Genomic DNA, 14,185 nt, shown 5'->3' with positions numbered 1-14,185 from the left:
GATTCCCTAGGGCCGTAGAAGTGGGCTGCGGCGCGTCCGCGGCAAAGGGCGCGGAGGCACGTCGATGGATAGTAAGGAGTGCAGATCGTCGGCCACAAGTTACCTTCCGGGAACATGAGGTGACTGTCCATCAGGTGAGAAGGGGCTTTGCCGGAAGGCCTTCCCGCCTGTTGACTCCCCGCCGGAAGTGAACCGTGATCACGGTTCTCCCGCTGGGTGACTTTTTTATCCCGAGGACGAGGAGCACACGATGGAGAAGGTATTCCGCAACCTGGCGACGGGCTGCGTCGCCGCCGTTTCGACGGCCGCGGTCCTGCTGGCCGCGGCGGGTCCGTCCGCCGCGTACGGGAAGGACGGCATTCTCGAAGTCAACGAGTTCGGTCTTTTCTACAACCAGTACCAGGCGGGTTGTGTCTTCGACCTATACGGCGAGGACCTGAACTTCAACGACAACTACTTCAAGAGCGGTTGCACCGGCGGCACGTCCCTGGTGAACGACAACACCGAGTCCTACAAGAACCGGGACGTCTACGCGTGGAAGGTGGCGACCGACGCCTACATGGACGGCAATGTCGGTGAGGTCCCCTCGAACTACCAGGGCAATGCCTCCACCACCTTCAAGAACACGATCAGCTCGTCCACCTACACCCTCCACGCCTGAGCGGGGTGAAGGAGCCGACCGAGATGCGCATCGCCGGTTTCCGCCGGCTTCCCGTTCCGGCGGTACTGCTGGCGGCCGTCCTCCTGGCGGGCTGTTCGGATTCCGGCGGGGGGAGCGGGGCCGGAGAGCCCGAGTCGGGCGCCGTCGCCGTGAACCCGCCCACGTCATCGCTGTCCCTGCCGATGGACGCGTATACGGACACCGAGGCGGACGCCCTGCGGATGGGCCGGGTGCAGGAGAGCCTCGTCGCCCGGTGCATGACCCGGTTCGGGTTCACGTACGACGGCGTGACCGCGGTCGAGCACGCCCCGGCCGGGGCGGCGCAGGACCGGCACGCCTATCTGTTCGGCCTGGCCGACCCGGCACGTGCGGCGGCCCACGGGTACGACAAGACCTCGGGGGAGGGGAGGCCGGCCAAGCCGGCCGCCCCGAGGCTGAGCGACAGCGCGTACACCGTCCTGCACGGTGAACCGCCGGGCGGCGGCGGGCAGGGCGCACAACCGCCCCCCGACGCGCTCAACGAGGAGGACGCCGCCCGGGTGGACAGCGGCATCGAAGTCGGCGGGCAGAAGGTGCCCGCCGGGGGATGCGGACGGGAGGGGTACCGCAAGCTGTACGCGCCGACCAAGGACAGTGTGGACCTCCTCTTCGCCTTCGGCTTGGCAGGCGAGGCGCACGACCGGTCCAAGGGGGACTCGCGGGTCGCCGACGTCCTGCGCAAGTGGTCCGCCTGCATGGACAAGTCCGGCTACACCGGGATCAAAACCCCGTACGAGGTGGTGGAGAAGCTCGGCCTGGAGAGCGACTTGGGAGGAGCCAAGGCCGTCGCCGCGGCCAAAGCGGACGTCGCCTGCAAGCGCCAGGTGAACCTCGTCGGGATCTGGGCCGCGGTCGAGAAGGCGTACCAGGAGCGACTCGTCGAGGAGCACGCCGAGACGCTCGCGCTGTACAAGCGGCAGCGCGACGCCCGTTTCAAGCTCGCGGCCTCGCTCGTCTGACGCACCCTCGGCGGGAGTCCGGACGAAAGCGGACAACGGTATGCGGAAGGGCCGGTACTCCACCCCCGAGCGGGGGAGTACCGGCCCTTTCCGTAGGGCGCGGGACGCCACGGAGGGCCCGCGGAGGCCCCTGAGAGCGGCTCAGGAGGCCTGCGGGATCCCTCGTGGGCCGGTCAGAGCACGCGGACGGCGCCGGTCGGCATGTCGTAGCTCAGGCTGCGCTCGACGATGCCCGTGCTGGGGTTCTGCGCGCCGATGAACTTGCCGCCGCCGACGTACAGGGCGACGTGGTACGCGTTGCCGCGGGAGCCCCAGTACAGGATGTCGCCCGGCTGGAGGTTGCTCAGCGACACCGAGGTGCCCTCGGCGGACTGGTCCTGGGACATGCGCGGCAGGGAGATGCCGGCCTGGCGGTAGGCGGCCTGCACGAGGCCGGAGCAGTCGTACGAGGACGGGCCGGTGCCGCCCATGACGTAGGCCTTGCCGACCTGCTTGCGGGCGAAGTTGAGGATGGCGGAGGCGGAGCCGGTGGCCGGTGCGGTGACCGTGCCCTCGCCGTCGTCGGCGGAGGTGCCGGCGGACGCGGAGGCGGTCTGCAGGGTCGAGCGGGAGGAGCTGCGGGTGGCGCGCTCGGCCTCGGCCTTGCGGTCCGCCTCCTCCTTCGCCTTCTTCTCGGCCTTCTGCTGGGCCTCTTCCTTGGCCTGCTTGGCCTCGGCGGCGGCGCCGCTGCGGGCGCTCTCCTCCTGGGCGTTCAGCTCGCCGGTGACGGCCGCCTCGACGGCTGCCACCCGGGTGTTCTCTGCTGCGGTGGTGACCGCGGAGGCGACGTCGGCGGTCAGGTCCAGGCTCAGGACCGGCATTTCGAGCGTCGTCTCGGCCACGGGCTCGGCGGACGGGGACGCGCTCGCGGTGCCGGCCATGGCGAGGGTGCTGAGGACGCCACCGGCAACTCCGGCGCGGACCGCGAGCTTCGAGGTGCTGCGGCGGGGCTTCCGGTGGCTGGGTATGTGAGCGGTGTGGGACATGGGACAACCGCTATCAGGGCGCAGCGGTTGGCTTCAAGAAACGTGGTGTGCGCCACAGTTGCGCGAGAAGCGGCTTAACCGGGCGCGTCGCGAGGCATATTGACGCCGTAACGGGCGAATCGGACACGCCCTCACAAGCCTGTGATCATGGGGTTTCTCTAATAAGTCCGAATTGAACCGCGCCTACCATCCCGCCCGACAGATGGCCAAGCCCCCTTTCGGCGGCTCCGATTCCGAGTGGCGCAGGTCACAGTCGCCTACCGCTGTGCGGGCGCTGTGGCCGGTCCGTGACCGGGCTGTGAGGTTCCCGTGCGGTTCGTGAACGGGTGCACAGCCGGCGGGCCCCGGTGATCTTTACCCGTTTCGCCGGGTATCCGCCCGTGCACGCCGCGTGTACGCCTCGCCGGAACCCCGAACGCCCCTCGCGTCCACTCCGGTCCGCGGCGTCTCCCCCGGGCGGGCGACGCGGATTCCTTTATCACCGCGGCCGCCCACTGGCCAAATTTGCCTGCAATGGCCATCATTTGATAGTGCAACCCTGCTCCGACCTGCGGTAACAGGGGTGGATGTCACCTTTGGTAACCATGTGGCTGCCTTGCGTATGAAGATCACCGCTCATCGGACTTCATGATCGTTCGTCGGGTGGTGGAGATCACAAACTCGTTGTTGCATCCCGTGTCGCAGATCACAGATCGACAGGCATAGGATGCGCAGCAGTCCGGCTTGTGAACTGCCTCACATGAACAAGATCTTCGCGAGGCGGGGCTCTTGGCGCCGGCACAGCGGTCCAACGGTCAAGGACGACTGGAAGGAGCGAGGAGCGTGAATGCGTACGCACCCATCCTCGTGCTCGGCGCCCTGGGCGCAGGGTTTGCGATCTTCTCCGTGGTCATGGCCACGCTGATCGGCCCAAAACGGTACAACCGGGCGAAGCTCGAAGCTTACGAGTGCGGCATCGAGCCCACTCCGATGCCGGCCGGCGGCGGCCGCTTCCCGATCAAGTACTACCTGACGGCGATGCTCTTCATCGTCTTCGACATCGAGATCGTCTTCCTCTACCCCTGGGCCGTCACCTTCGACTCCCTGGGGATCTTCGGGCTCGTCGAGATGCTGCTCTTCGTGCTCACCGTCTTCGTCGCCTACGCCTACGTCTGGCGCCGCGGCGGCCTGGAATGGGACTGAGGGGCTGAATTTTCCATGGGACTGGAAGAGAAGCTGCCGAGCGGCTTCCTGCTGACCACCGTCGAACAGGCCGCGGGCTGGGTGCGCAAGTCATCCGTCTTCCCGGCCACCTTCGGTCTGGCCTGCTGCGCCATCGAGATGATGACCACCGGAGCGGGCCGCTACGACCTCGCCCGCTTCGGCATGGAGGTCTTCCGCGGCTCCCCGCGCCAGGCCGACCTGATGATCGTGGCCGGCCGGGTCAGTCAGAAGATGGCGCCGGTGCTGCGGCAGGTGTACGACCAGATGCCCGCCCCGAAGTGGGTCATCTCCATGGGCGTCTGCGCCTCCTCGGGCGGCATGTTCAACAACTACGCGATCGTCCAGGGCGTCGACCACATCGTGCCCGTGGACATCTACCTGCCCGGCTGCCCGCCCCGCCCCGAGATGCTGATGGACGCGATCCTCAAGCTCCACCAGAAGATCCAGGGCTCGAAGCTCGGCGTGAACCGGGAAGAGGCGGCGCGCGAGGCGGAGGAGGCGGCCCTCAAGGCCCTCCCCACCATCGAGATGAAGGGGCTCCTGCGGTGAGCGACGACCCCGCCGTGGACAACGGCAACAACGTGCCCGCACCCCGGGGCTCGGCCGGCCCCGAGGTGATCGGCGTCCGCAAGGGCATGTTCGGCGCGAACAACGGCGGCGACACCACCGGCTACGGCGGCCTGGTGCGCACCGTCGCGCTGCCCGGGGCGACGAGCCGCCCCTACGGCTCGTACTTCGACGAGGTCGCAGACGAGCTCGAAGGCGCCCTGGAGGAACAGGAGCTGGTCCCCGAGAACGCCATCGAGAAGACGGTGGTCGACCGGGGCGAGCTGACCTTCCACATCGCCCGCGAGCACCTCGTCCGGGTGGCCTCCACCCTGCGCGACGACCCGGCGCTGCGCTTCGAGCTGTGCACCGGGGTCTCCGGCGTGCACTTCCCGCACGACAAGGGACGCGAGCTGCACGCGGTCTACCACCTGCGGTCGATCACCCACGGCCGGGTCCTGCGCCTGGAGGTCTCGGTCCCCGACAGCGACCCGCACGTCCCGTCGCTCGTCTCCGTCTACCCGACCAACGACTGGCACGAGCGCGAGACGTACGACTTCTTCGGCCTGGTCTTCGACGGGCACCCCGCCCTCACGCGGATCATGATGCCGGACGACTGGCAGGGGTTCCCGCAGCGCAAGGACTACCCGCTCGGCGGCATCCCCGTCGAGTACAAGGGCGCCCAGATCCCGGCTCCCGACCAGCGGAGGTCGTACAGCTGATGAACACGCCGAACACATCGCAGCCCGCGTCCGCCCGCGAGACCACCGAGGGCACCGTCTACACCGTCACCGGCGGCGACTGGGACGAGGTCGTCCAGTCGGCGGCCCGCGCGGACGACGAGCGGATCGTCGTCAACATGGGCCCGCAGCACCCGTCGACCCACGGCGTGCTCCGGCTCATCCTGGAGATCGACGGCGAGACGGTCACCGAGGCCCGCTGCGGCATCGGGTACCTGCACACCGGCATCGAGAAGAACCTCGAATTCCGGAACTGGACGCAGGGCACCACCTTCGTGACGCGCATGGACTACCTGACGCCGTTCTTCAACGAGACGGCGTACTGCCTCGGCGTCGAGAAGCTTCTCGGCATCACCGACCAGGTCCCGGACCGTGCCACCGTCATCCGCGTCCTGCTGATGGAGCTCAACCGGCTCTCCTCCCACCTGGTGTGCATCGCCACCGGCGGCATGGAGCTGGGCGCGACCACGATCATGATCTACGGCTTCCGCGACCGCGAGCTGATCCTCGACATCTTCGAGCTGATCACCGGCCTGCGCATGAACCACGCGTTCATCCGCCCCGGCGGCCTCGCCCAGGACCTGCCCCCGGGCGCCGTCGACCAGCTGCGCGACTTCGTGAAGACCATGAGGAAGAACCTGCCGGAGTACGACAAGCTCGCCACCGGCAACCCCATCTTCAAGGCCCGCATGCAGGACGTCGGCTACCTCGACCTGACCGGCTGCATGGCCCTGGGCGCCACCGGCCCGATCCTGCGGGCCGCCGGTCTGCCCCACGACCTGCGCAAGTCGGACCCGTACTGCGGCTACGAGGACTACGAGTTCGACGTGCCGACCGCCGAGAGCTGCGACTCCTACGGGCGGTTCCTGATCCGCCTGGAGGAGATGCGCCAGTCGCTGCGGATCGTCGAGCAGTGCCTGGAGCGGCTGGAGCCGGGCCCGGTGATGGTCGCCGACAAGAAGATCGCCTGGCCGGCGCAGCTCGCGATGGGCCCCGACGGCCTCGGCAACTCGCTCGACCACATCCGCACCATCATGGGCACCTCGATGGAGGCCCTCATCCACCACTTCAAGCTGGTGACCGAGGGCTTCCGCGTCCCCGCCGGGCAGGCGTACACGGCCGTCGAGTCGCCCAAGGGCGAACTCGGCGTGCACGTCGTCTCCGACGGCGGCACCCGTCCCTACCGGGTCCACTTCCGCGACCCGTCCTTCACCAACCTCCAGGCCATGGCGGCGATGTGCGAGGGCGGCCAGGTCGCCGACGTCATCGTCGCCGTCGCCTCCATCGACCCCGTGATGGGAGGCGTCGACCGATGACAGACGTGTCGTTGGGCATGCCCCAGCTCCCGGCCCCCGACTACCCCGCGGAGGTCCGCGAGAGGCTGGCGGCCGACGCCGCCCGGATCATCGCCCGCTACCCCGACAGCCGCTCCGCGCTGCTGCCGCTGCTGCACCTGGTGCAGGCGGAGGAGGGCCACGTCACGCGCACCGGCATGCGGTTCTGCGCCGAGACGCTGGGCCTGACCACCGCCGAGGTGACGGCCGTCGCCACCTTCTACACGATGTACCGGCGCAAGCCGTCCGGCGACTACCAGGTGGGCGTCTGTACGAACACCCTGTGCGCGGTGATGGGCGGCGACGCCATCTTCGACGAGCTCAAGGAGCACCTGGGCGTCGGGAACAACGAGACCACCCCGGACGGCAAGGTCACCCTCGAACACATCGAGTGCAACGCGGCCTGCGACTACGCGCCCGTGGTGATGGTCAACTGGGAGTTCTTCGACAACCAGACCCCCGAGTCCGCGAAGGCGCTGGTGGACGACCTGCTGGCCGGCCGGCAGGTCGTGCCGACGCGGGGCGCGCCGCTGTGCACGTACAAGGAGACCGCCCGGATCCTGGCCGGGTTCCCGGACGAGCGCGAGGGCGCGGTGGAGGCGGGCGGCGGCGCCGGACCCGCCTCGCTGATCGGCCTGCGCATCGCCCGCGGCGAGTCCCCGCACACCCCGATCGTGCACCCGCGCGGCGAAGCGACCACCGAGGGAGGGGAGTGATGTCCGTGTCATCCGAACTGAGCAACGGGGGCGGCTCCCGGCCTGAGCCCGGGGGAGGCACCAGCCCCGAGAAGCTCCTCGCGCCCGTCCTGTCGGCGTTCTGGGACGAGCCGGAGTCGTGGACGCTGGAGACCTACCGGCGCCACGAGGGGTACGAGGGCCTGCGCAAGGCGCTCGCGATGACGCCGGACGACCTCATCGCGTACGTGAAGGACTCCGGTCTGCGCGGACGCGGCGGCGCGGGCTTCCCCACCGGGATGAAGTGGCAGTTCATCCCGCAGGGCGACGGGAAGCCGCACTACCTCGTCGTGAACGCGGACGAGTCGGAACCGGGAACCTGCAAGGACATCCCCCTCCTCTTCGCCAATCCGCACTCCCTCATCGAGGGAATGGTCATCGCCTGCTACGCGATCCGGTCGGAGCACGCCTTCATCTACCTGCGCGGCGAGGTCGTGCCGGTCCTGCGGCGCCTGCACGAGGCGGTGCGCGAGGCGTACGAGGCCGGATACCTCGGGGAGAACATCCTCGGGAGCGGGCTGAACCTCGACATCACAGTGCACGCGGGAGCGGGCGCGTACATCTGCGGCGAGGAGACGGCGCTGCTCGACTCCCTCGAAGGCCGGCGCGGTCAGCCCCGGCTGCGTCCCCCCTTCCCCGCTGTGGAGGGCCTCTACGCGTGCCCCACTGTCGTCAATAACGTCGAGTCCATCGCCTCGGTTCCCGCGATCCTGAACAAGGGCAAGGACTGGTTCAAGGCGATGGGGACCGAGAAGTCCCCCGGCTTCACGCTGTACTCGCTCTCCGGGCACGTCGCCGGCCCCGGCCAGTACGAGGCCCCGCTCGGCATCACCCTGCGCCAGCTGCTCGACATGAGCGGCGGGATGCGCCCCGGGCACCGGCTGAAGTTCTGGACCCCGGGCGGCTCCTCCACCCCGATGTTCACCGACGAACACCTGGACGTCCCGCTGGACTACGAGGGCGTCGGCGCGGCCGGCTCGATGCTCGGCACCAAGGCGCTCCAGTGCTTCGACGAGACCACCTGCGTGGTCCGCGCGGTGACCCGGTGGACCGAGTTCTACGCCCACGAGTCCTGCGGCAAGTGCACGCCCTGCCGCGAGGGCACGTACTGGCTCGTGCAGCTGCTGCGCGACATCGAGGCCGGCAAGGGCGTGATGAGCGACCTCGACAAGCTGAACGACATCGCCGACAACATCAACGGCAAGTCGTTCTGCGCCCTCGGCGACGGCGCCGCCAGCCCGATCTTCTCCTCGCTCAAGTACTTCCGCGAGGAGTACGAGCAGCACATCACGGGCAAGGGCTGCCCCTTCGACCCCAAGAAGTCGACCCTCTGGGCTGACACGGAGGTGAACGCATGACCGTCACCACTAACGCCCCGGCGGGCGGCGGCGGGGCGGCGGTTCCGCCCGAGGACCTGATCTCGCTGACCATCGACGGCATCGAACTGTCCGTCCCCAAGGGGACGCTGGTCATCCGGGCCGCCGAACAGCTCGGCATCGAGATCCCCCGGTTCTGCGACCACCCGCTCCTCGACCCCGTCGGCGCCTGCCGCCAGTGCATCGTCGAGGTGGAGGGCCAGCGCAAGCCGATGGCCTCCTGCACCATCACCTGCACCGACGGCATGGTCGTCAAGACGCAGCTGACGTCGCAGGTCGCCGACAAGTCCCAGCGCGGGGTGATGGAGCTGCTGCTCATCAACCACCCGCTGGACTGCCCGGTCTGCGACAAGGGCGGCGAGTGCCCGCTGCAGAACCAGGCCCTCACGCACGGAAACGCCGAATCGCGTTTCGAGGGCAAGAAGCGGACGTACGAGAAGCCGGTCGCGATCTCCACCCAGGTACTGCTGGACCGCGAGCGCTGCGTGCTGTGCGCGCGCTGCACCCGCTTCTCCACGCAGGTCGCGGGCGACCCGATGATCGAGCTGCTGGAGCGCGGCGCCCTCCAGCAGGTCGGCACCGGCGAGGGCGACCCGTTCGAGTCGTACTTCTCCGGCAACACCATCCAGATCTGCCCGGTCGGCGCGCTGACCTCGGCCGAGTACCGCTTCCGCGCCCGCCCCTTCGACCTCGTCTCCTCCCCGAGCGTGTGCGAGCACTGCGCGGGCGGCTGCGCGACCCGGACCGACCACCGGCGCGGGAAGGTGCTGCGCCGCCTCGCCGCCGCCGACCCCGAGGTCAACGAGGAGTGGATCTGCGACAAGGGCCGCTTCGCGTTCCGCTACGCGCAGCGCCCGGACCGCCTCACCACCCCGCTGGTGCGCGGCTCCGACGGGGTGCTCGCCCCGGCGAGCTGGCCCGAGGCGCTGGAGGCCGCCGCGAACGGGCTGGCCGCCGCGCGCGGCCGGGCCGGGGTGCTGACGGGCGGCCGGCTCACCGCCGAGGACGCCTACGCGTACGCCAAGTTCGCCCGCGTGGTGCTGGACACCAACGACATCGACTTCCGGGCGCGGGTGCACAGCGCGGAAGAGGCCGAGTTCCTGGCCGCCACCGTGGCCGGTACCGGCAAGGACCTGTCGGGCGGCGGGGTCACGTACGCCTCCCTGGAGGCCGCGCCCGCCGTGCTGCTGGCCGGCATCGAGTCCGAGGAGGAGGCCCCCGGGGTCTTCCTGCGGCTGCGCAAGGCCCACCGCAAGCACAAGCAGCGGACCTTCGGCCTCGCCCCGTTCGCCACCCGCGGCCTGGAGAAGACGGGCGGCACCCTGCTGGCCGCCGCCCCGGGAACCGAACCCGACTGGCTGAACGCACTGGCCTCGCGGACCGGCCTGGAGCAGGGCGGTCACGAGGCCGCCGAAGCGCTGCGCGAGCCCGGCGCCGTCATCGTCGTCGGGGAGCGCCTGGCCGGGGTGCCGGGCGCGCTGACCGCCGCCGTACGGGCGGCCGCCGCGACCGGCGCGCAGCTGGTGTGGATCCCGCGCCGGGCCGGGGAGCGGGCCGCCGTGGAGGCGGGCGCGCTGCCGTCGCTGCTGCCCGGCGCCCGCCCGGCCACCGACCCGCGGGCCCGTGAGGAGGTCGCGGCCGCCTGGGGACTGGACGAACTCCCGCACCGCTACGGCCGCGACACCGGCCAGATCATCGAGGCGGCCGCCGGGCGCGAGCTGTCCGCGCTGCTCGTCGCGGGCGTCGAGATCAGCGACCTGCCCGACCCGGCCCGCGCCCGGCTCGCGCTCCAGGAGGCGTTCGTGGTCTCGCTGGAGCTGCGGCCCGGTGAGGTCACCGACCACGCCGACGTGGTGTTCCCCGTCGCCGCCGTGGCCGAGAAGGCCGGCGCGTTCATCAACTGGGAGGGGCGGGTGCGGCCGTTCGAGGCGGCGCTCAAGCCCGACCAGATGACCCGCCGGCTCGCCCCCGCCGACCACCGCGTGCTGCACATGCTGGCCGACGCGACGGACCGGCCGATCGCGCTGCCCGACGTGCACGCCGTACGGCGGGAACTCGGCCGGCTCGGCCCGTGGACCGGGGAGCGCGCCGCCGAGCAGAGCGCGGACACCGCGCCCGTGCCCCGGCCCGGCGTGGGCGAGGCGGTCCTCGCGGGCCACCGGCTGCTGCTGGACCAGGGCCGGCTGCAGGACGGCGACGCGGCCCTGGCCGGCACCCGGCACGAGGCGAGCGCCCGGCTGTCGGCGGCCACGGCCGCCGAGACGGGCGTCAAGGACGGGGACGTCCTCGCGGTCACGGGCCCGGCCGGGACCGCGGAACTGCCGCTGCGGATCACACGGATGCCCGACCGGGTGGTCTGGCTCCCGCTGAACTCCACCGGCTCCGGCGTCCTCGCCGACACCGGCGCCCGGCCGGGCGCCCTCGTACGCATCGGTCCGGCGCTCCCGGCCGGCGCCGGCGACAGCACAGCGGAGGTGGACGCGTGAACCCCGTACAGCTCGCCGCGGAGGACCTGTCCCTCTTCGGCAAGGACGTCTGGTGGCTCGTCGTCGTCAAGGCGGTGTTCTGCTTCGCGTTCCTGATGGTGACCGTGCTCTTCTCCATCGTCTGGGAGCGCAAGGTCGTCGCCTGGATGCAGCTGCGCATCGGGCCCAACCGGCACGGCCCCTGGGGCATGCTCCAGTCGCTCGCCGACGGCGTGAAGCTCATGCTCAAGGAAGACGTCATCGTCAAGCGGGCCGACAAGGTCGTGTACGTCCTGGCTCCGGTCATCGCGGCGATCCCCGCCTTCATGGCCATCGCGGTGATCCCCTTCGGCCCCTCCGGCGACGAGGTCTCGATCTTCGGCCAGCGCACCACGATGCAGCTGACGGACCTGCCCATCGCGATGCTGTACGTGCTCGCGGTGGCTTCGGTCGGGATCTACGGCATCGTCCTCGCCGGCTGGTCCTCGGGCTCCACGTACCCGCTGCTCGGCGGCTTGCGCTCCTGCGCGCAGATGATCTCGTACGAGATCGCGATGGGCGCGGCGTTCGCCTCGGTGTTCCTCTACTCCGGGTCGATGTCGACCTCGAAGATCGTGGAGGCGCAGGCGGACCGCTGGTACATCGTCCTGCTGCCGGTCTCCTTCATCATCTACGTGATCACGATGGTCGGGGAGACGAACCGCGCCCCCTTCGACATGCCGGAGTCCGAGGGAGACCTGGTCGGCGGCTTCAACACCGAGTACTCCTCCATCAAGTTCGCGCTGTTCATGCTGGCGGAGTACGTCAACATGGTCACCGTCTCGGCGGTCTCGGTCACCCTCTTCCTCGGCGGCTGGCGGGCCCCCGCGCCGATCTCGACGTACTGGGAGGGCGCGAACCACGGCTGGTGGCCGATGCTCTGGTTCGTCATCAAGGTCCAGCTGCTGCTGTTCTTCTTCATCTGGCTGCGCGGCACGCTGCCGCGCGTGCGCTACGACCAGCTGATGAAGCTCGGCTGGAAGGTCCTCATCCCCGTCTCCGTGGTCTGGCTGATGCTGGTCGCCACCGTCCGGGCGCTGCGCAACGAGAACTACGACTTCCAGCAGATCGTGCTCTACGTCGGCGGCGCGGTCATCGCCGTACTGCTGCTGTCCTTCGTCGCCGACGTGTTCCGGAACAAGCGGGAGGAACAGGCCCGGGACGCGGCCGGCGGGGGCGCGGCGGACCAGCCGTTCGACCCGATGGCGGGCGGATTCCCCGTACCCCCCAAGCCCGGCCAGCGGCCGGCACCCGTACCGCGCAGGCGGCCTCGCGGGCAGCGGGAGCTGATTGTCAGTGGCGGGGCGAATACTGACAGTGACCGAGAGGAGGGTGGTGAGAATGTCTGACGCCGAGAACGAGAAGTGGCAGAACCCGGTGGCCGGCTTCGGCGTGACCTTCAAGGCCATGTTCAAGAAGCGCCTCACCGAGCAGTACCCGGAGCAGCACAAGACCACCGCGCCCCGCTTCCACGGGCGGCACCAGCTCAACCGCCATCCCGACGGTCTGGAGAAGTGCATCGGGTGCGAGCTGTGTGCCTGGGCCTGTCCGGCCGACGCGATCTACGTGGAGGGCGCGGACAACGCCGAGGAGGAGCGCTACTCCCCGGGTGAGCGGTACGGCGCGGTCTACCAGATCAACTACGCCCGCTGCATCCTGTGCGGGCTGTGCGTCGAGGCGTGCCCCACCCGGGCGCTGACGATGACGAACGAGTTCGAACTGGCCGACTCCAGCCGTGAATCGCTGATCTACACCAAGGAACAGCTGCTGGTGGGCCTGACCGAGGGCATGGTCGAGGCGCCGCACGAGATGTACCCGGGCACTGACGACCAGGACTACTACCGCGGTCTGGTGACGGGCGCGGCTCCGGGGACGGCCCGGCAGGTCGCGCGCTCCAGGGGCGAGGCCCCCGAGGGCACCGGGCAGGACGCGGCCGCACCCGAGGGGGTGCAGGCATGAGCGCGCTCGCCGCGGCGGCCTCGGCCACCTCCACGGGTGAGGCCGTCCAGTTCTGGGTCCTCGGCACGGTCGCCGTCATCGGCGCGCTGTGCACGATCACGATGAAGAAGGCCGTGCACAGTGCGCTGTGCCTGGCCGGGACGATGATCATCCTGGCGGTCTTCTACCTCGCCAACGGGGCGTACTTCCTCGGCGTCGTCCAGGTGATCGTCTACACCGGCGCGATCATGATGCTGTTCCTCTTCGTGGTCATGCTCGTCGGCGTCACCGCGGCGGACTCGCTCACCGAAACCCTCAAGGGACAGCGCTGGCTGGCCGCCCTGTGCGGGCTCGGCTTCGGTGTCCTGCTGATCGCCGGCATCGCCAACGCCAAGCTCACCCACTTCAACGGCCTGGGCCGGGTCAATTCCGCCGGGCACGTCGAGGGACTCGCCGAGCTGATCTTCACCCGGTACATCTTCGCCTTCGAGATCACCGGCGCCCTGCTGATCACGGCGGCCGTCGGCGCGATGGTGCTGACCCACCGCGAGCGCACCGAGCGGGCCGCCACCCAGCGCGAACTCGCCGAGCGGCGCGTGCGCGAGGGCGTCCAGCTCCCGCCGCTGCCCGCCCCCGGCGTGTACGCCCGGCACAACGCGGTGGACATCGCCGGCCTGCTGCCGGACGGCACCCCGTCCGAGCTCACCGTCAACAAGACGCTGCGGGCCCGCGGCCAGATCCGTGACGTGTCGGACGAGGCGCTGAACGACCTGAAGGCGCTGGAGCATAAGTCGGCGGAGCGCCTCGGCCGAGAGGAGGCCTCGAAGTGAACCCGGTCAACTACCTGTACCTGTCCGCCCTGCTGTTCACCATCGGAGCGGCCGGCGTACTCATCCGCAAGAACGCGATCGTGCTGTTCATGTGCGTGGAGCTGATGCTCAACGCCTGCAACCTCGCCTTCGTCACCTTCTCCCGGATGCACGGCAACCTCGACGGTCAGATCATCGCGTTCTTCACGATGGTCGTCGCCGCCGCGGAGGTCGTGGTGGGCCTCGCGATCATCGTGTCGCTGTTCCGTACCCGCCACTCGGCCTCGGTCGACGACGCCAGCCTGATGAAGCTGTAA

General features: G+C 69.8%; 14 protein-coding genes. 13 read left to right on the top strand and 1 reads right to left on the bottom strand.

The features are described from left to right. Positions 1-250 precede the first annotated feature (250 nt). Positions 251-661 carry a hypothetical protein gene (locus tag ACWGH1_RS29885; RefSeq protein ID WP_453353337.1) on the top strand — a complete coding sequence of 137 codons (411 nt, stop codon included), beginning with the start codon at positions 251-253 and terminating at the stop codon, positions 659-661. Positions 662-684: 23 nt separating this feature from the next. Then, entirely contained in the window at positions 685-1,659 is a 975-nt protein-coding gene (locus ACWGH1_RS29880) for a hypothetical protein (RefSeq protein ID WP_453353338.1), read from the top strand. Between the two features lie 173 nt (positions 1,660-1,832). Here the strand turns inward: ACWGH1_RS29880 and ACWGH1_RS29875 are convergent, their stop codons facing one another. Beyond that, a complete protein-coding gene (locus ACWGH1_RS29875) occupies positions 1,833-2,684 on the bottom strand; it encodes a C40 family peptidase (protein ID WP_453353339.1) in 852 nt (283 codons plus the stop codon). Between the two features lie 822 nt (positions 2,685-3,506). On the opposite strand from ACWGH1_RS29875, the gene ACWGH1_RS29870 reads away from it, so the two are divergent. Genes ACWGH1_RS29870 through nuoK form a run of 11 tightly spaced genes read left to right on the top strand, consistent with a single transcriptional unit; the run spans position 3,507 to position 14,185 of the window. Then, positions 3,507-3,866, top strand: a complete 360-nt coding sequence (locus ACWGH1_RS29870; protein WP_190182942.1) for an NADH-quinone oxidoreductase subunit A — start codon at positions 3,507-3,509, stop codon at positions 3,864-3,866. Positions 3,867-3,881: 15 nt separating this feature from the next. Beyond that, complete coding sequence (locus tag ACWGH1_RS29865; protein WP_007265818.1) at positions 3,882-4,436, top strand: NuoB/complex I 20 kDa subunit family protein; 555 nt, start codon at positions 3,882-3,884, stop codon at positions 4,434-4,436. Further along, positions 4,433-5,155: an NADH-quinone oxidoreductase subunit C gene (locus tag ACWGH1_RS29860; RefSeq protein WP_453353340.1), complete on the top strand. Its 723-nt coding sequence runs from the start codon at positions 4,433-4,435 to the stop codon at positions 5,153-5,155. Before ACWGH1_RS29865 ends, ACWGH1_RS29860 begins: the two co-directional genes overlap by 4 nt. Beyond that, positions 5,155-6,489 carry an NADH-quinone oxidoreductase subunit D gene (locus tag ACWGH1_RS29855; protein ID WP_453409173.1) on the top strand — a complete coding sequence of 445 codons (1,335 nt, stop codon included), beginning with the start codon at positions 5,155-5,157 and terminating at the stop codon, positions 6,487-6,489. The genes ACWGH1_RS29860 and ACWGH1_RS29855 overlap by 1 nt, the downstream gene beginning before the upstream one ends. Continuing rightward, positions 6,486-7,223 (top strand): NADH-quinone oxidoreductase subunit NuoE, encoded by a 738-nt coding sequence (nuoE, locus tag ACWGH1_RS29850; protein WP_453353342.1) that lies wholly within the window; start codon positions 6,486-6,488, stop codon positions 7,221-7,223. Before ACWGH1_RS29855 ends, nuoE begins: the two co-directional genes overlap by 4 nt. Beyond that, the gene (gene nuoF, locus ACWGH1_RS29845; RefSeq protein ID WP_453353343.1) at positions 7,223-8,599 is read left to right on the top strand and encodes an NADH-quinone oxidoreductase subunit NuoF; all 1,377 of its coding nucleotides are present in this window, start codon (positions 7,223-7,225) and stop codon (positions 8,597-8,599) included. Before nuoE ends, nuoF begins: the two co-directional genes overlap by 1 nt. Then, positions 8,596-11,103, top strand: coding sequence for an NADH-quinone oxidoreductase subunit G (locus ACWGH1_RS29840; protein ID WP_453409172.1), 2,508 nt, complete (start codon positions 8,596-8,598; stop codon positions 11,101-11,103). The genes nuoF and ACWGH1_RS29840 overlap by 4 nt, the downstream gene beginning before the upstream one ends. Next, positions 11,100-12,470: an NADH-quinone oxidoreductase subunit NuoH gene (nuoH, locus tag ACWGH1_RS29835; protein WP_453354436.1), complete on the top strand. Its 1,371-nt coding sequence runs from the start codon at positions 11,100-11,102 to the stop codon at positions 12,468-12,470. The genes ACWGH1_RS29840 and nuoH overlap by 4 nt, the downstream gene beginning before the upstream one ends. Beyond that, a complete protein-coding gene (nuoI, locus tag ACWGH1_RS29830; protein WP_453354435.1) occupies positions 12,463-13,080 on the top strand; it encodes an NADH-quinone oxidoreductase subunit NuoI in 618 nt (205 codons plus the stop codon). The genes nuoH and nuoI overlap by 8 nt, the downstream gene beginning before the upstream one ends. Next, positions 13,077-13,889, top strand: coding sequence for an NADH-quinone oxidoreductase subunit J (locus ACWGH1_RS29825; RefSeq protein ID WP_453354434.1), 813 nt, complete (start codon positions 13,077-13,079; stop codon positions 13,887-13,889). The genes nuoI and ACWGH1_RS29825 overlap by 4 nt, the downstream gene beginning before the upstream one ends. Then, complete coding sequence (nuoK, locus tag ACWGH1_RS29820; protein WP_112449176.1) at positions 13,886-14,185, top strand: NADH-quinone oxidoreductase subunit NuoK; 300 nt, start codon at positions 13,886-13,888, stop codon at positions 14,183-14,185. Before ACWGH1_RS29825 ends, nuoK begins: the two co-directional genes overlap by 4 nt.

It is taken from the genome of Streptomyces sp. NPDC054883 (assembly GCF_053610645.1).
Note: the sequence above shows the minus strand (reverse complement) of the source record. Positions and strands in the feature narration are given on the sequence as shown.

Excerpts from the sequence above, each read along its gene's own strand:
- ACWGH1_RS29885 (WP_453353337.1), top strand. The coding sequence starts at position 251 with ATGGAGAAGGTATTCCGCAACCTGGCGACGGGCTGCGTCGCCGCCGTT.
- ACWGH1_RS29880 (WP_453353338.1), top strand. The coding sequence starts at position 685 with ATGCGCATCGCCGGTTTCCGCCGGCTTCCCGTTCCGGCGGTACTGCTG.
- ACWGH1_RS29875 (WP_453353339.1), bottom strand. The coding sequence starts at position 2,684 with ATGTCCCACACCGCTCACATACCCAGCCACCGGAAGCCCCGCCGCAGC.
- ACWGH1_RS29865 (WP_007265818.1), top strand. The coding sequence starts at position 3,882 with ATGGGACTGGAAGAGAAGCTGCCGAGCGGCTTCCTGCTGACCACCGTC.
- ACWGH1_RS29855 (WP_453409173.1), top strand. The coding sequence starts at position 5,155 with ATGAACACGCCGAACACATCGCAGCCCGCGTCCGCCCGCGAGACCACC.
- nuoE (WP_453353342.1), top strand. The coding sequence starts at position 6,486 with ATGACAGACGTGTCGTTGGGCATGCCCCAGCTCCCGGCCCCCGACTAC.
- nuoF (WP_453353343.1), top strand. The coding sequence starts at position 7,223 with ATGTCCGTGTCATCCGAACTGAGCAACGGGGGCGGCTCCCGGCCTGAG.
- ACWGH1_RS29840 (WP_453409172.1), top strand. The coding sequence starts at position 8,596 with ATGACCGTCACCACTAACGCCCCGGCGGGCGGCGGCGGGGCGGCGGTT.
- nuoI (WP_453354435.1), top strand. The coding sequence starts at position 12,463 with ATGTCTGACGCCGAGAACGAGAAGTGGCAGAACCCGGTGGCCGGCTTC.
- ACWGH1_RS29825 (WP_453354434.1), top strand. The coding sequence starts at position 13,077 with ATGAGCGCGCTCGCCGCGGCGGCCTCGGCCACCTCCACGGGTGAGGCC.